Genomic DNA, 17,342 nt, shown 5'->3' on the forward strand with positions numbered 1-17,342 from the left:
CGGGGCCACAGAGTACAATACTGAACTTATTTTATCGGCTACGCCGTTGCGCGCTAGCCGCCCCTAAATTAACGAATTAAGGTGTGTTGAAAAATGCCAGCTAAAACGATGGATGAACTCGTCTCCCTTTGTAAACGTCGTGGATTTATCTTCCAAGGCAGTGAGATTTACGGAGGTATGCAAGGTGCATACGACTACGGTCCACTAGGTATTGAGCTTAAAAACAACCTTAAAGCAGCGTGGTGGCGCGCCATGGTCTATGACCGTGACGATGTTGAAGGCCTAGACGCTGCCATTATCCAAAACAAATATGTGTACAAATACTCGGGTCATGAAGATACCTTTACAGATCCGATGGTGGACTGCCACGAATGTAAATCGCGCTTGCGTGCGGACCACATGAAAGACATCAAAGTATGTGATAACTGTGGTTCAACCAACGTGACTGAGCCTCGTGATTTCAACTTGATGTTTAAGACGAACGTTGGCCCGATGGTGAACGAAGAGTCTTACACGTATCTACGCCCAGAAACAGCTCAAGGCATTTTTACAAACTTCAAAAACGTCGTTGATTCAACATCGCGCGCATTGCCATTTGGTATCGCTCAGATCGGTAAATCGTTCCGTAACGAAATTACACCACGTAACTTTATTTTCCGTGTTCGTGAATTTGAACAAATGGAACTGGAATTCTTTTGTAAACCAGGTGAAGACGAAAAATGGCATCAAACATGGGTCGATCTTCGTACTCAGTGGTGGCTTGATCAAGGTTTGGCGAAAGAGAATATCGAGTTTGAACATGTGACAGGCGATGACCTAGCGCATTACTCAAAAGCGACGGTAGATATTTTGTATAAATTCCCACATGGCTTTGAAGAGCTGGAAGGGATTGCAAACCGTACCGACTATGACCTAGGGTCGCACACTAAGGCTCAAGAAGAGTTCGGCTTGTCAGCCAAGGTTAAACCAAATGCGCACTCAACGACTAAGCTAGCAGTACGTGATTTAGAAGAAAACAAAATGGTTGTGCCATTCTGTATCGAGCCTTCAGCAGGTTTGGATCGTGGTTTGTTGGCGGTGCTAACGGAAGCGTACACCGAAGAAGAGCTTGAAAACGGCTCAAGCCGTACTGTGTTAAAACTTAAGCCACATCTAGCTCCAATCAAAGTTGCTGTTCTACCTCTTAAGAAGAACAAACCTGAAATCGTTGAAGCAGCAAAAGGTATTAAGAACCGTCTACAGAAACTTGGCCTAGGTCGTATTCTATACGAAAATACGGGTAATGTAGGTAAAGGCTACCGTCGCCATGACGAAGTAGGTACGCCGATTTGTATCACAGTTGACTTTGATACGATTGAACAAGAGGGCGCACCGGTGACTGTTCGCCACCGTGACACCATGGAACAAGAAGTGGTTAACACGGCCGATCTTCCAAGTTTCATCTTGAACTACTTTGTAAATCAAGACTAAATCAAAGCCGCGTTCTTAAAAAATCAAAAGCCGATGCAGTGTGAACTGCATCGGCTTTTTTAGTTTTTGAAAAAGACAGGTTCTGTAATGTGTCTATTTGACTAAGGTTTACTTGCCTGCATTTCTTCTAGGCCACCACCATTGATGACATTGACAAAGCCCATATCATAAAGCTGACGTTTTGCGTGGCTGGCACGGCTGCCTGATCGGCAATACACAACAATCGATGTATTTCGATCCAATGGGTTAGCCAGCTTATTTAAACTGCTCAGTGGCATATTTATCGCTTCGTCTAGATATCCAGACTTAAATTCCTGAGCGGTACGAACGTCAATTAACATGGCGCCATTATTGAGGGCTTGCCAGGCAACATCTGAGCGTTTTGACGCCGTTGCAGTAAGGCTGAACACACCAATAATCAAAGCAATTAACGCTAATATAGAAAACTTTATAGGGGTATTGGTATCTAGCGACAAACGTTCCATATTCTTTCTCCGTTAGTATTGTCGAGCAAAAAAATCCGAGATTTCTTGGTCGATAGAGACCTCACTCGGAAGAAACCAAATCAAATTAGAAATTATGTCTACGTGCCCCATTTCTGGGAAGGTTTTTGTGGTGACTTGTCCTCGTTCAAGTTTTATTTTAGTGCTTAATAAATCGATATTGCGTTGGCCCACTAACGTATCTTCCTCTCCCCACATTAGTAGCATCGGTGGCTCATTGCCATCAATAAAGGTCGTAACCGTCATTTGAGGGTAGCGTTCTGGGGGACCAAAGATATCTTTAAGATCCTCTTCCATAGGAATAAAGTCATAAGGTCCAGACAGTCCTGCAAATGCTTTAATATTCTGGTTTGAGTGTCCTTTGTTAGATAGGTATTGTTCGTCTGCACTGATCAGCGCTCCAATGTGCGCTCCAGCAGAGTGTCCCATCACAAACAAATTATCAGGGTTTCCTTGAAAGGATCCGATGTTGTCCATTGTCCAAACAATCGCATCCGCACCATCTTCAACAAAGCTTGGAAACTTAACTTGGGGATACTTACGATAGTCAGGAATCACAACAATGTAACCACGATCAACAAAAGGCTTGGCCACAAAGGGGTACATTTCTTTATGGCCATCTTGCCAGCTACCGCCGTAGAAAAACACAATGACAGGATGTCGTTGGCCTGTTTCTTGTTGTGGCGTGTAGATGTCTAATCTTTGCTCAGGCAAGTTGCCATAACTTATATTTTCGTGGCGTATAACATCCCCAAAATGACTTGGTATGTTTGCTACGTTTACACCCACTTGAGTGCATCCTGAGCTGATGACGGCCGCAACAGTTGTAAAAAGAGATGAAAATTTGATAGGTAGCGCCTATAAAAATTTAATTATTTATTACCTTACGTAAAGTAATGTCAATCGGATCTATTTTTTACTGAAAAAAAGGAATCATTTTAAAAATAATGGACATAACTTGGCCTTACCGTCTTGGCTGTCATAATGCGTAGCATGACAAAGATAAGGAGTTATTGATGAATTCTGTTATGACGTTGTTAAAGTCACACCGATCCATTCGAAAGTTTACCGAGAAGCCGTTAGCAGACGGAATGCTTGAACAGTTAGTCAGTGCAGCTCAAGGTGCGTCATCCAGCAATCATGTTCAGGCCTACAGTATTATTCGAGTAACAGACCCAGAGAATCGTGCTAAGTTGATGGCCCTTTCTGGTGATCAAGTCTACATTCAACAAGCTGCTGAGTTTCTGGTATTTTGTGCCGATATGAAACGCAATACAGAAGCAGCAGCTCGTACAGGTATTAAACCGACCATGGGCATGACGGAACAGTTATTGGTATCAACCATTGATACGGCTTTAGTCGCGCAAAACCTAACCATAGCTGCTGAATCAGAAGGTCTTGGCGTCGTCTATATTGGCGGTGTGCGTAATAATCCAAAAGCGATCAGTGAGTTACTGCGATTGCCTGAGCATGTCTACCCAGTGTTTGGCATGTGCCTTGGCTACCCAGATCAAGATCCAGACGTTAAACCGCGCTTACCCCTAGCAACAGTATTAAAACAAGACTACTACGATGCACAACATGACCCAGTGTTAATTGATCAATACGATTCTGAGATGGGGCGTTACTATCAGGCCCGTTCGGGCGGGAACAAGTCCTCGAATTGGTCGCAAAGTATGGCCCCTATGTTCTCTGGGAAACTGCGCCCGCATATGCGTGATTTTCTGATCTCACAAGGCTTTGAAATGAAGTAAATGCGCTGTAAGCTTTCTCTAATAGTAGTGATAGAGTGAATAGAGCCCTTAGTTGCTTGATTCGTTGGGAGAATTTTACTTAATGTTCTTGGCAAGTCGATGTGGTCTGGCTATAATAGGCGCCGATTTAAGGCCCCATAGCTCAGTTGGTTAGAGCATCCGACTCATAATCGGCAGGTCCCCTGTTCAAGTCAGGGTGGGGCCACCATATAAAAAAGCCCTAGCAGGTTAATACTTGCTAGGGCTTTTTTATTGCTAGCATTTACAGTACCTCGGTTACCGAGGGAAATGCCTTAGGCTAAGCGATCTATTAAAAGTGTGGAGTAATCAGCTTGCAGAGGTCTGGTGTCACACCAAAGAGTCTATAGAAATATTAGAGTGCTGGTGTTGGGTCAGCCAATTCTCAAAGTCCGAAGCAGGTAATGGTTTTGAAAAAAAGTACCCTTGGAAGATTGTGTATCCGAGTGATTGAAGCATTTGCAGTTGCTGTTCATTTTCGACGCCCTCTGCAATCACCGCTAAACTAAGGTTATGAGCAATGGATAAAATAGATTTGCTTATTTCTGTATAAATTAATTTTGGCAAGTTCAAAACAAAAGATCGATCAAGCTTTAGTTGCGATACAGGGATTTGTGCTAGTCGATTAAAGTTGGAAAAACCAATGCCAAAATCATCCAGAGATATTTTAAGGCCAGCATTATAAAGTTCAAAAATAGTTTTCTCTGCTTGGCTATAACAGTTTATTTCTTTGCTTTCTGTTATCTCTATTGTGATATTTTTAGGATGAACTTCGTTATCTTTAAGCGTTTTTAATATTTTTTCACTGAGATACACATCGTTAAAGCTGGATGCCGAGAAGTTGACGGCCATAACGGGGAGTTCGATCCCCTTGTTTTCCCAGTCCGCTAACTGCTGGCAGACATGATCCAATACCCATAGATCCAGCTCTGAGATGAAATTATAACTTTCCGCTAAAGGGATAAACGTATCAGGGGGGATTTGTTCGCCGTCTTGTCGTATCCATCTAACTAAGGCTTCTACGCCAAACAGCGTTTCATTTCCTGCATCGTACTGAGGTTGGTAGTGAACAAAAAGCCTGCCAGCGGCCAAATCACTGACCAATTCATCCATCAGCGTTACGGAAGGGGCGGTGTTGTGAGTAGTCAGTAAGCTCTCATTAACCAACTTGATGTTGAGATACTGGTTGCCAGATATTTCAATTTCTTCTGGCAAAAAACGTAATTCAATAGGAGCGTGATTTTTAACTTTAAAGAGAAGATCGACCTGTTGGCCACTTAACTTTCGGAACTCACTTGGATGAAAAATACGCTGTTCTGATTCGAGCCAAAAGCAATCCAAAGATAAGAAATAACGATTGTGTGAAGGAGAGTAAGTAGCACCCGCCATAGGGTTACAAAAAACCACTGAATCATTACGGTCCAACACAATAAAGCATCGAATCGTTTCTTGTAAGGCAAGCCAATCAGCCGCAAAATCTGTTTTGTTAGTGTTGATCAAGATCCTACCCAAAAATTTACTACAAGCTGAAATTTGCGCCAAAATTGTAGGCTCGAACTAACGAAATAACAAAACGTCTAGGACAGTTAGTGAGGACTAATATTGCCTTAAGGGCAATTAAAGTCAAGCAATTTGCCCGTAATGCGTTGCCTAAATGGCAATAAAATGTCGAGTAATTTGCCCTATTGGTTTTGCCGGAATGGCAAAAAAATACGGATAATTCCGCTATGAATATTGGCTATGTTATAAAAACCCTTCGCAAACAACGTAAGATGACGCAAGAGCAGATTGCACTGGAGGCAGAAATTGCCACCAGTAATGTTTCGCGCATTGAAAAGGGTTTAAGACAACCCTCTCAAAAGGTATTACAAAAAATATCTAAAGCCTTAGGAATCTCGCCCTCAGTGCTTTACGCCGCATGTGAGCTGCCTGTTGCAAGCATCCCAAGCTTCCTAGAGAACTATAAAAGCGCGGCATTGCAAGAACATAGCCACCCGATTGATCTTAATGCAGACACCAGCGCCTTATTAAAGCTTTTTCACGAACTCTCACCGAGTAACAAAAGCTTATTGCTTGAGCAATTGAAAACCCTCCATCGTTGGCAAATTTCCACTGATGTGGACGTCGACAAGCACACCTCTATACATCGCTTTAATTAGGCGCTCGCCAAGGTAAAGACCATGACTGGGGAGTGCGAGGGAATAATACGTAGCAATCTTTTCGTCATTTGTAGAACCTTGGTTTCCGAGGGAAGCACACTTAGACCAAACGATCCTATTAAAAACACAAAGCAATGAGTGTTGGTGTTTTCCAGTTACTTTGTTGCGTCACTCCATGTCACTTCACTTTCTATTTATGCATTAGACTTTTTTTATCGAAAATTGACATTTACGTTTGCTTAGGTAGGTATGTTGAACCATGATAATAATACGCAAGAAGGAACGTAGGGAGAGATGCGTGTTTAAAAATCTTAAGGTATCTAATGCGATCGCGTTGGTGGGCTTTATACCACTGCTATTAGTTGTAATACTCGCTTTTTTCTTGGGTTCGAGTTTATTGAATAGTATCCGAGACACTCAGAAAGCTAATGACATTGTTCATTTAACAGAGAAACTCGATGCTATCGCTCACAACTTTGCTGTAGAGCGAGGCTTAACCGCAGGTTTTCTAGGGTCTAATGGTCAAAAAGGTAAGGATAAGGTTTTAAAACAGCGCTCGGTTGCTGACCAAGCCGAGCAAACTTTACGCAATGTTTCTGCTAGTGATTTTCATGCTTTGTCCACTTCTGAAATAAATATGCTCATTCAACCCACACTGGATTTTCTTAAAAACAAATCTTTAGTCCGTAATAAAGTAGACAGTTTATCCGCGGACAATGGAGCTTTTGCTTTTTATTCTGGTCTAAATGCATCTGCTTTGCGTGCTATCCAACGTAGTATTAATCAAGTTGCCAGTCCTAAGGTGTCACAAGCGTTGTCGTCTCGTTTAAGTCTGCTTTGGATGAAAGAGCGAATCGGACAGTATCGAGGTGCTCTAAATGGCGTATTTGCTGCGGGTGAAGTTGGAGAACGTCGTTTTGTTCAAATAACGAATTTTATTGCTGATGAAGCTGTTTGGGAAAACAATTTTAATGATGTGGCCACGCTTGATCGTCAGCGTCAGCTCGAAAGCTTAAAAAGTCAGTCCGACTGGAAAAGCGTACAGCAAGTCATCAATGATTTTATTAGCAACGATGAATTATCGACGGTTCAAGGCCCGGATAACTGGTTCGCTTTAGCGACGGCAAAGATCGGTCTTGTGAAGGGACTGTCAGACGAGATTGGGTCAACAGTCGATGATATTGCTGATGCTCAAGAAAGCCGTGATGTGACTACCTTTACGTTAGTCGTTATCGCCATCTTAGTAGTGGGATTATTGGTGCTACTACTGACGATCAGTGTGATTCGATCCGTTTCTAGCCGAGTTGCTATGGTTCACGATGCACTGAGTTCTGTGGGTGATAAGAAAGATTTCACAGTGAACTTAGAGGTCAATTCTAAAGATGAATTGGGCCATATAATGCATGAGCTGAATTTACATCTTGGGCACTTATCTAGCACGTTTGGAATGTTGTCGCAGAAGTCTCAAGAATCAAACAGCAGTATGGATGGCTTAATCGTGCAAGCGAAAGAGGCCGCAGCAGAGACTCAAGATCAGTTGGCTCGAACAGATCAAATTGCCGCTGCGATTGAAGAAATGTCATTAACCAGCGGTACTATTTCGGCAGATATGCAGGACGCTGCGAAAGCAACGGAAACGATTCAATCTCGTGCCTCGGAAGGCCGCGCAGGCATGCATTCAATTCAGTCATCGATTGAAACCTTGAGCCGTGAAGTGACCGGTGGTTTTGATTCTGTTCAACAGGTCACTAACCAAACGGAACAAATTGCGTCGATCCTACAAACTATTGAGTCTATTGCCGAACAGACTAATTTGTTGGCGCTGAACGCTGCTATTGAAGCCGCACGAGCGGGTGAACAAGGTCGCGGTTTTGCGGTAGTAGCGGATGAAGTTCGTAGTTTGGCACAGCGAACTCAAGACTCGACAGAAGAGATTCGTTCGATGATAGAGACGTTGATTAGCTCCAGTAAAAATGCTTTAGAGTCGATGGAAAGTTGTTCTTCGATGGCGACGAGCACTGCATCAGAAGTGATCAATAATGCGGAAATGATTGAAGCGTTACTTGAGTCTGTGGATGAGATTAATATGACCATTGAACGTGTTGCTACGGCGTCGGAGGAGCAGTCTCAAGTCACCGAAGACATTAACCGTAACGTGCAGATGGTGCGAGATAGATCAAGCCATATTACGGAGACGGTTAATTTGACCGAGTCTGAGGCACGTCAAACTCAGGATCGCTTTGATGAAGTGCTTAAAGAGTTACAGTCTTACCGACTACGCTAGTAGTTGATGTTGTCTAACGAACTAAGAAAAAGCCGCTCGCAAGCGGCTTTTTTGTGCAGATTATTTTTTGGCTTTGGCAAAGGGGTTACTGCGCAGTCCAGGGCCTTTTGTGACATCCGGTTTAGGTGCTTCAGTTTTCGCTTTGGCTTTTTTGCCTTGCACCTCAGGTGCAGCTTTAACCACTTTTTTCTGACTGCGTGGGTGTGTATCAGGGACGCGATGCTCTGGTTCAAAGCCAGGGATTTCTTTGCGAGGTACGCGTTGCTTTAATAGCACCTCAATAGCCCGGAGGTTTTCTACCTCATCGGCACACACTAAAGAGACTGCTCGCCCTTCTAGTCCAGCACGTCCGGTGCGACCAATACGGTGTATGTAGTCTTCTGCAACGTGTGGCAGGTCAACATTGATTACTACTGGCAAGCCTTCGATGTCCAGTCCACGAGCGGCGACGTCCGTTGCTACAAGGTAGGCTAGCTCGCCTTTTTTAAAAGCATTAATTGCTGATAAACGTGCGTACTGTGGTTTGTCGCCATGCATCGCGAGTGCATTAAAACCTTCTGCTTGCAGAATCTCAGTGATTTCATCAGCACCACGCTTTGTCTTGGTGAAGATCAACGCTTGATTCCAGTGTTGACGATTAAGCAGCTCGGCTAACAGTTCCGGTTTACGTACTTTATCGACGGTGTAAATTTGGTGACGAACGGTATTTGCAACACGGTTGCTTTGTTTTGCGGCGACTTCTTCTGGGTCCCGCAGCCATAGCTTGGCTAATTGTTTGACGGCATCAGAGTAGGTCGCAGAAAACATCATGCTTTGACGTGTTTTTGGTAGCAAAGCAAGTAACTCATTGAGTGCTTCCTCAAAGCCTAGATCCAACATACGATCAGCTTCGTCTAACACTAAAAACTCTAGCTCGTCGAACGCCACGGCATTTTGCTTGAATAAATCCATTAAGCGTCCTGGGGTTGCGACCAGTAGATCTGCGCCGCGCTTCATGCCGTTGATTTGCGGGTAAGCTTGAACGCCGCCATACATAGTCTGACTACGCAGCCCGAGACCTTGGCTGTAGGTGCGTACGCTGTCGCCAATTTGACTGGCGAGTTCGCGAGTAGGCGCCAGAATTAAACAACGAACTTGTGTTGCACTGGCGCGCTTACCTTTGGTTAGTTGTTCGATAATTGGGAGAGTAAAAGCAGCGGTTTTACCCGTACCGGTTTGTGCTGCGGCCAGTACGTCTTTACCCGATAGAATCAGTGGAATCGCTTGTGCTTGGATCGGTGTCGGGGTGTGGTAGCCCAGTTCTTTGAGAATGTCCGTAACAGCGGAAGATAAACCAAGTGTTGCAAAGGTCATTGTATTACCAAATAAAGGGAGGCAACGCTGTTTTAAACGCGTTGCACATCCACAGAAACATTAAGTGATTGACTGTCGCCACCGTCGAAAATCACGCCTTGTAGTGGGGTGACATCAGCGTAGTCACGTCCCCAAGCAGTCACGATGTGTTGTTCTTTAGGCATTAAGTCATTTGTGGGGTCGAATTCTACCCATCCTAGATCAGGAATGAAAATAGCAAACCACGCATGGGAGGCATCGGCACCGACTAATTTTTCTTGTCCTGGCGGTGGCAGTGTTTCGAGGTAGCCACTCATGTAGCGTGCGGGCAGGCCAATTGATCGAATGCAAGCAATTGCTAAATGCGCAAAATCTTGGCAGACACCGCGCTTTTCATCCAGCACTTGTTCTGCTGGGGTGCTGACGCTGGTTGCTGCTGGATCAAAGGCAAACTCTTCGAAAATTTTGTGCGTAAAGTCCATGCTTGCTTGTAGCACTGGAGTGTCATCAAGAAAGCAGTCACGCGCATAGTCTGCTAAGGCCTCGCTTCGACGAATATGCAAAGAGTCTAATGTGTATTCTTTGATCATACGCAGCTGTGGCGTAGGGGGGGTAGTGAGCTGTTCACGTAACTCTTTGCAAGTTAGGCCATGCAATGACAGTTGCCCAGAAACATCATTTGGTTGAATCTCAAAATAACATTCTACATCAATGGCGAGTTTTTTGTGCGGCTCTTGAACGGAGAAGTAGAAGGTCGGATTGCCAAAGTAGTCTTCACCGTTGGTTTGATACACAGGCGTGGGCGATACTTTAATTTGACGACTTAAACAGCGTTGATTGGGTGTATCACGCGGAAGCAAATGCGCCATGTTGTAACACAAGGTGACGGGTGCATTGTATAGGTATTCCGTTATGTGGCGGACGCGATATTTCATACGTTGTTCTTCCATTTCGCTTTCACAAGCTGCTGCGGTCCTGCGGTGTGATCAAAGTACTTATCACTCAGAATGGTAGTCAGATGTTCAAGGTTGTCCATTACCTGAGTCATTATCTCTGTTAGGTTTTGGCGTGTTTGGCTGGTTTCATCAATGTGTGATAATGAATCCAAATCTGCCAATTGAATATCGTTTAACGATTTGATGATTAAACGATTTTCTGGTGATAAACCAAGCATGCCTTGGTTTGTCGTTGGAAGCTCACTGACAAACTTACGCAATTGCTCTACCTGATAAATTAAGGAGCGCGGATTGGTTCGGTCGATCATTAATAAATCTAAACCATAAGAGACGCGCGCACGGGTCCGGTAACGACGGCGGAAAGAAATTAACGCTTCCACACTGAGTAATACCGACTCAAGGACTTGTTGCTGTTGCAAGCTCGGCAGGGGCTCGGATAATGTGTCTTTAAGTAGTTTTGCAGTCAACATTGCACGCTCAGTACGGCGACCAATCTCCTGGAACATCCAGTCCATACCACGTAACATACTTTCATGATTAAGGCCCGAAATCGCTAGCAGTGACGTCACAAGGCTGTCTAAGGACTCCTCTGGAACAGGAGGTAGACCATTAATGTAGGCACGATCGAGGCTGTGAATATGATCACGTAATTCGTTCAAAATGATACGCGTATCCGCTGACAGCATTTCTTTTACTTGTTCGGCACAGGCTAGCATCTGCTGAAGGTTCGATTTGATCGACCCCATACGTTGACTGTCTACAACAAGCGCAGCTAATTCGTCATTCGGGTTTTCAAGCAGCTCAGGTTGATCATGGAACCCCGGGAGTGAGCCACTGATATCAGACATGGCACATAACAGTATCTTTCGACTTTCGATTGGGAAAGGATCAATGCCATTAAGCTGTTTAAAGATCGTACGCATCAAACGCAGACCCATTTCAGCACGTTCTGCATACCGCCCAAACCAAAATAGGTTTTCAATAACTCGACTTGGTAAGTTAGCGGCTTCGGCTTGCGCATCCGAAAAGTTGTCTAAAGGAACATCGATATCGGCTTCTACCGTATCGCTTAACACCCACATATCTTTGCTGCGTGAGCCAGATAAGTTTTTGCTCACGATAGCTTGTTCAGTTGAATCTGCTACTCGTGATAACCCCCCTGGCATAATATGGTAACCCGCATTACTGGCTACACTAAAGGTGCGTAAGATACATGGTCTTGAGCTTAGTTTGCCATCATCCCAAATAGGACTGTGGGAACCGGGGATATACGTTTGTGCGACATAAGCGATTGGGTTTTCTAAGATTGCTGCAGCCATGTCTGCTAGACCTTGCTCATCAAGCCGATGTCCGTACACGCTTTTACTTAACTGGCTACGAAATGCAGGTTTAATGATCAGATTTGGCAGATTATTTAGGACATAATTGAGTTGATCAGCATTACCACACCAGTAACTGTCTACAGATGGTAGTAGCAGTTCTTCGCCCAATAAGCATTGAGCAATATCTGGTAAAAAAGCCAACAGGGCAGGGGTTTCTAATAAGCCTGAACCAAGTGGGTTGGTGACAATAACATTGCCTTGGCGTGCGACTTCTAGCAGTCCGGGGACGCCTAAACCAGAATCAGAACGCAATTCGGCTTGGTCGCAAAAAGCATCTTCTACGCGGCGTAAAATAACGTCCACACGAGATAAACCATCTAATGACTTCATCCATACTTTGCCATTTCGGACCGTTAGGTCTCCCCCTTGAACCAATGGATAACCTAAATGGTTTGCTAAAAAAGCTTGTTCAAAGTAAGTGCTGCTATAAGCACCTGGTGTTAGCACAACAATACGGGGGGATTCGGTAATCTCTGCCGCCAGCTGAGTTAGGGTCTCACGCACGGTTTGAAAGAAACTGGTTAGTCGCATAGTACGGCTGTCGCGAAATAAACTGGGCAAAATACGCGAGACAACTGTACGGTTTTCCAGCGCATAACCCGCCCCACTTGGGGCTTGAGTACGATCTCCAGTGACAATAAAGCGACCACTCTGGTCACGTACTAGATCTACAGCATGAAAGGTCAGTCGATGTTCGCTTGGCCATGGCATATCATGGCATTGGCGTAAAAAGCCGGGGTGAGAAAAAATGATTTCAGAAGGAATAACGCCCTCTTTGAGCAGTCGTTGCTCACCGTATAAATCTTTATAGAGCAAATCAAACAGCTTTGCACGCTGTTGTAATGCGGCTTCCAATGCCAGCCATTCGGCTTTCATCATGACATTAGGAATAATGTCTAATGACCAAACATTAGGCGAAAGAGGATCACTTTTTAAGTTATAGGTGGCCCCATCATCACGCAAAATCCGTTGCGCTCGCAGATGGCGGTCTTGCATCCCTTCAGCACCCAGCTGTTGCATCGCGGTCGAGATCGCTTGCCAAGGCAAGCGAACCGAGCCACGACCATCAAATACCTCATTGTAGGCATTTGATGGAGCTTGGTAAGGTATAACAAACAGTGCATCAGCAGTGTTTGTTATCGATGGAGCAACTGTATCTGTCATAGTTAGACGTTCTAATGGAAATTAGAGCCTAGTATACCTCTTCCTTAGATCAAGAGTATGAGGATATTCATGACAGACCTCTTCTTCTGGTGGTGCCATTGGTCGAGTCGCCTTATCGTGCGCTACCAAACTGCGCAATTCGTTGAATTGAGTTTGTCCTGGTAGCGTGCCTTGAGTAAAACCATGGTCCCAGAAACGGTTGATACGTCGAGCTTCGGCTTCGTTACTGTTGACTGGCAACGTATCGTAGCTTCGGCCACCTGGGTGACTAACATGATAAGTGCAGCCACCTATGGAAACGCCGTTCCAAGTATCGATCAAATCAAACACCAATGGTGTATCCGTACCAAGCGTTGGATGCAATGCTGACGGTGGCGCCCATGCTTTGTAACGTACCGCGCCAACCGCTTCACCTTTACGACCAGTGCTTCTAAGCGGAACTCGGCGGCCATTACAAGAAAGCACGTAGCGTCCTTCAGTTAACCCCGACAAGCGTACCTGCAAACGTTCTACAGAGGAGTCCACATAGCGAGCCGTACCAGATTGAGAAACTTCCTCGCCCAGTACATGCCATGGTTCAATCGCCCAACGCAATTCCAACTCAATATCGTCGATTTGCTGGCGGCCATAGTGCGGGAAGCGGAACTCTTCAAACGGCGCTAACCAATCAAGTTTGAATGGTAAACCGTGTTCTTGAAGGTCATCGACAACGGCTTTTATGTCCTGCCAAACAAAGTGCGGCAGCATAAATTTATCGTGTAACGAAGTGCCCCAACGTACTAATGGCTTGTGATACGGCTTGTCCCAGAAACGCGCCACCAGACATCGTAATAACAGCATCTGTACTAATGACATACGCGCATGCGGAGGCATTTCAAATCCACGGAATTCAAGTAAACCTTGGCGGCCACTGCTGGTGCCTGCGGCATACAGTTTATCAATACAAAACTCTGAACGGTGTGTGTTACCGGTGATATCTACCAGTAAGTTACGCATTAAGCGATCGACTAACCAAGGTTCATCGACCAATCCTTCTGGGATGTTTTGGAACGCAATTTCCATCTCATATAAGGCTTCATCACGACCTTCATCAGGACGAGGTGCTTGGCTGGTTGGGCCAATAAACATACCTGAGAACAAATAAGACAGGCCTGGGTGATGCTGCCAGAACGTTACTAAGCTGCGTAGCAAATCGGGACGGCGTAGTAATGGGCTGTCAGCTGGCGTAACACCGCCTAAAGTGACATGGTTACCGCCGCCGGTGCCAGTGTGGCGGCCATCGTTCATGAACTTTTCAGCACCTAAACGAGACTGATAGGCCTGCTCATACAGTGTTTCGGTATTGTGCAGTAGTTCGTTCCAGTTTTTTGCAGGATGAATGTTGACTTCGATAACACCTGGGTCTGGGGTGATTAAGAATTTCTGCATACGAGGGTCTTTCGGAGGTTCATAACCTTCGATCACCACAGGCAGTTTCAGTTCAGTGGCCACTTTTTCAATGCTGTGAAGCAAGCTAACGTAATGCTCTAAGTTTTCAAGCGGTGGCAAGAACAAGTGCAAACGACCTTCGCGAGCTTCCACACATAATGCGGTACGAATGATCGGTTTGGTTGCATTTTTAGCAGCTTGGCGTTGTGCCATTCGAGCTTGAAGCGTTCGCACTTGAGGTGTTGCTTTAGGTGCTTCGGACTGACTAAACGCAGGCAATGGGCCACGGTCGGCAAAAGGATCACACTCAGGTGTTTGATCTTCTTCTTTGATCGCCGGTAAAGAATTCAATGGCAGACGGTAGCCCATCGGGCTGTCACCCGGAATCAAGGTGATAACATCTGAACGCATTGGCCATAGGTTACTTTGCCATTTAGCACCATCAAACTCGATTGGTAATACATAACCACTGACACGTTCTAAGCCTCGGCTTAAAAGTTTGGCTAAGCGACGGCGCTCTAGGTCATCTTTTAGCGTTGCTTTGCGTGGATTGACGTCGTCTGGTAGAGAGCGCTCTAACCAAAGGTAATAAAGCGTATCCTCGTAAGACGGTTGTAGGAACTTGGTGTCGAGTTTTAACTTTTTACACAGCGCTTGGCCAAAGCGTCCGGCATCTTTTTCTGTGTGACCATAATCTTTGTCGACACGCGCTAAATAGTTAGGATCCTGCCATAAAGCTTCACCGTCTGTTCGCCAGAAACAACCTAAAGCCCAACGCGGTACTTCTTCCCCTGGATACCACTTACCTTGACCATAATGAAGCAAACCATTGGCACCGAATTCTTGTTTCATACGCAACAGTAAATCTTTGGCAAGGCGCAGTTTATCGGCACCCAGTGCGTCGGTATTCCACTGCTCCGAATCCATGTCATCAATTGACACAAACGTCGGTTCACCACCCATGGTAAGGCGAACGTCGCCTTCCTCTAAACGCTTATCAACAGCATGCCCGAGCGCTTTGATATTCTCCCACTCGTCATCGTCATAAGGTTTGGTGACACGAGGGTCTTCATGGATACGAATGACTTTGTTGGTGTAGCTAAATTCACATTCACATTCGTCTATAAGACCTGAAATAGGTGCGGCAGATATCGGCTCAGCAGTACATGCTAAAGGGATATGACCTTCGCCAGCGAACAAACCACTGGTTGGGTCAAGACCCACCCAGCCTGCACCCGGTAAGTAAACTTCACACCAAGCATGCAGATCGGTGAAATCTTCTTCAGGCCCAGAAGGCCCGTCTAACGCTTTGATGTCAGAGGTAAGCTGAACCAAGTAACCTGATGCGAAACGTGCGGCAAGACCGAGGTGGCGTAGAATCTGCACCAACAACCAAGACGTGTCACGGCAGGAGCCTTTTTTTAACATCAGGGTTTCGGCGCAGGTCTGCACACCGGGTTCAAGGCGAATACCGTAGCCAATTTCACTCGCTAGTCGGCTGTTTAACGCCACTAAAAAGTCGATCGTTACCATGGGTGTTAGGTCAACGCTTTTTAGCCATTCGTCTAATTCAGGGCAGCTTTCGGATTTGTTTAAATATGGCTGTAGTTCGTCTAGCAGCTGTTGGTCATATTTAAAGGGAAACTTATCCGCGTATTCTTCAACAAAGAAGTCAAACGGGTTAAGCACCGTCATATCGGCGATGACTTCTACTTCAAATTCAAGGCGATTGGTTTTTTCTGGAAAAACCAGACGTGCTTGAAAGTTACCGTATGGGTCTTGTTGCCAGTTTACAAAATGCTCACCTGGCTCCACTTTAAGAGAGTAGCCATGAATATGTGTACGCGAATGCGGTGCCGGGCGTAAGCGTAGAATATGCGGCGAAACATTGATAAAGCGATCAAACTCATAGGTGGTTTTATGCTGTATCGCGACGCGAATGGTCATGCCGCTTCTCCTTTCTGGAAGTTAAACCAGTTTTCCGTAATTTGCTGGTGCAAGGTAATAATACTCAGCTGAATGTCGTTTAAGTAGTCACTGAACTCATGGTTAAGGTCACTGGAGTGTTCGACGGAACGTGTTTCTTTGAGTAATCGATCCGCACTCATAATGACAATGCCTGAGCGTGGTAGCTCTGCTGCCGCCACTTTGATTTGTTCTAAACAGTAATGCTGTGAGCGAGGGAAGTATTTATCGTTCAGTAAGAAAGTCACCGCTTTGGCGCCGCGAATCGAGCTGCGCATGGTACGTCGGAAGCTCAAGTATGCACTTTGCGATTTCAATACTTTAGACCAGACGACTTGTCCAAGTTCTAGATCTTGCTCCTGTTGAGACTGCATCATCAATGACGCAGCCGCGTCGAGGATACGCGTATTCATGTCAGCACGCTCTAAATAGCGTCCTAAAATTAGGAATTGCCATCCGGCGTCGCGATCCATCGTTGCTGCTAGCAAACCAATGATTTTCTGGCAGCTCTCAATAATCGTATTGAGGTAGGCGTGTCGTGCTGAACGATTAATGCCCTGTTTGATATTCTGTTTGGCGAATAAATCCAATTCGTTAATCAGTTCCCACATTTCGTTGGGCAATACATCACGCGTCGTACGAATGTTTTCACGCACCAATTTGATGGAGTTCAATAGTGAGCTTGGGTTGTCGTCGTCTGACAATAAAAACTTCACCACATTGCGCTCATCTTGCACTTTGTAGCGGTTATTAAAAGCCTCGATACCACTGTTGATCTCGATAAGGTTATACCAAGAGATCTCGACCACATTGTGTGGTAAGTCGAACAGTAAATCGTCGTATACGCTGACTAAACGGGCCGTGTTTTCCACGCGCTCTAGGTAGCGAGCACTCCAATATAGGCGTTCTGCAACTCTTGAAAGCATG

Annotated in this window: 12 protein-coding genes and 1 tRNA gene; 5 read left to right on the forward strand and 8 right to left on the reverse strand. The window is 45.3% G+C overall.

Annotated elements, in window-relative coordinates; all coding sequences use genetic code 11:
- The first annotated feature begins 93 nt into the window (after window positions 1-93).
- A complete protein-coding gene (locus tag AYW75_RS03065) occupies window positions 94-1,470 on the forward strand; it encodes a glycine--tRNA ligase (RefSeq protein WP_067095251.1) in 1,377 nt (458 codons plus the stop codon).
- A gap of 101 nt (window positions 1,471-1,571) precedes the next feature.
- Here AYW75_RS03065 and AYW75_RS03070 read toward each other — a convergent pair whose 3' ends face one another.
- Together AYW75_RS03070 and AYW75_RS03075 are read right to left on the reverse strand one after the other, a co-directional pair.
- Window positions 1,572-1,955 (reverse strand): rhodanese-like domain-containing protein, encoded by a 384-nt coding sequence (locus AYW75_RS03070; RefSeq protein WP_067095254.1) that lies wholly within the window; start codon window positions 1,953-1,955, stop codon window positions 1,572-1,574.
- Between the two features lie 12 nt (window positions 1,956-1,967).
- Complete coding sequence (locus AYW75_RS03075) at window positions 1,968-2,762, reverse strand: alpha/beta hydrolase (protein WP_231886135.1); 795 nt, start codon at window positions 2,760-2,762, stop codon at window positions 1,968-1,970.
- A gap of 227 nt (window positions 2,763-2,989) precedes the next feature.
- On the opposite strand from AYW75_RS03075, the gene nfsA reads away from it, so the two are divergent.
- Together nfsA and AYW75_RS03085 are read left to right on the forward strand one after the other, a co-directional pair.
- Window positions 2,990-3,727 (forward strand): oxygen-insensitive NADPH nitroreductase, encoded by a 738-nt coding sequence (gene nfsA / locus AYW75_RS03080; RefSeq protein WP_067095260.1) that lies wholly within the window; start codon window positions 2,990-2,992, stop codon window positions 3,725-3,727.
- Window positions 3,728-3,858: 131 nt separating this feature from the next.
- Window positions 3,859-3,935 (forward strand) — tRNA-Ile (locus AYW75_RS03085).
- A gap of 140 nt (window positions 3,936-4,075) precedes the next feature.
- Here the strand turns inward: AYW75_RS03085 and AYW75_RS03090 are convergent.
- On the reverse strand, window positions 4,076-5,245 hold the full coding sequence (locus AYW75_RS03090) for an EAL domain-containing protein (RefSeq protein WP_067095263.1): 1,170 nt from the start codon (window positions 5,243-5,245) through the stop codon (window positions 4,076-4,078).
- A 227-nt stretch (window positions 5,246-5,472) separates the two neighbouring features.
- Here AYW75_RS03090 and AYW75_RS03095 point away from each other — a divergent pair, with 227 nt between their 5' ends.
- Together AYW75_RS03095 and AYW75_RS03100 are read left to right on the forward strand one after the other, a co-directional pair.
- Complete coding sequence (locus AYW75_RS03095; RefSeq protein WP_067095267.1) at window positions 5,473-5,904, forward strand: helix-turn-helix domain-containing protein; 432 nt, start codon at window positions 5,473-5,475, stop codon at window positions 5,902-5,904.
- Window positions 5,905-6,202: 298 nt separating this feature from the next.
- Window positions 6,203-8,188, forward strand: coding sequence for a methyl-accepting chemotaxis protein (locus AYW75_RS03100; RefSeq protein WP_067095270.1), 1,986 nt, complete (start codon window positions 6,203-6,205; stop codon window positions 8,186-8,188).
- Window positions 8,189-8,248: 60 nt separating this feature from the next.
- On the opposite strand, the gene AYW75_RS03105 is transcribed toward AYW75_RS03100, so the two are convergent.
- The 5 genes from AYW75_RS03105 to AYW75_RS03125 are packed head-to-tail and all read right to left on the reverse strand — an operon-like array spanning window position 8,249 to window position 17,341.
- A complete protein-coding gene (locus tag AYW75_RS03105; protein WP_067095272.1) occupies window positions 8,249-9,541 on the reverse strand; it encodes a DEAD/DEAH box helicase in 1,293 nt (430 codons plus the stop codon).
- Window positions 9,542-9,573: 32 nt separating this feature from the next.
- The gene (locus AYW75_RS03110) at window positions 9,574-10,455 is read right to left on the reverse strand and encodes a transglutaminase family protein (protein WP_067095275.1); all 882 of its coding nucleotides are present in this window, start codon (window positions 10,453-10,455) and stop codon (window positions 9,574-9,576) included.
- Window positions 10,452-13,022 (reverse strand): circularly permuted type 2 ATP-grasp protein, encoded by a 2,571-nt coding sequence (locus tag AYW75_RS03115; protein ID WP_067095279.1) that lies wholly within the window; start codon window positions 13,020-13,022, stop codon window positions 10,452-10,454. The genes AYW75_RS03110 and AYW75_RS03115 overlap by 4 nt, the downstream gene beginning before the upstream one ends.
- 21 nt (window positions 13,023-13,043) lie before the next feature.
- Window positions 13,044-16,397, reverse strand: coding sequence for a transglutaminase family protein (locus tag AYW75_RS03120; protein WP_067095281.1), 3,354 nt, complete (start codon window positions 16,395-16,397; stop codon window positions 13,044-13,046).
- Window positions 16,394-17,341 carry an alpha-E domain-containing protein gene (locus AYW75_RS03125; protein WP_067095284.1) on the reverse strand — a complete coding sequence of 316 codons (948 nt, stop codon included), beginning with the start codon at window positions 17,339-17,341 and terminating at the stop codon, window positions 16,394-16,396. The genes AYW75_RS03120 and AYW75_RS03125 overlap by 4 nt, the downstream gene beginning before the upstream one ends.
- Window position 17,342 lies beyond the last annotated feature (1 nt).

It is taken from the genome of Marinomonas atlantica, assembly GCF_001639725.1.
In the GTDB taxonomy this organism is placed as follows: Bacteria; Pseudomonadota; Gammaproteobacteria; order Pseudomonadales; family Marinomonadaceae; genus Marinomonas; species Marinomonas atlantica.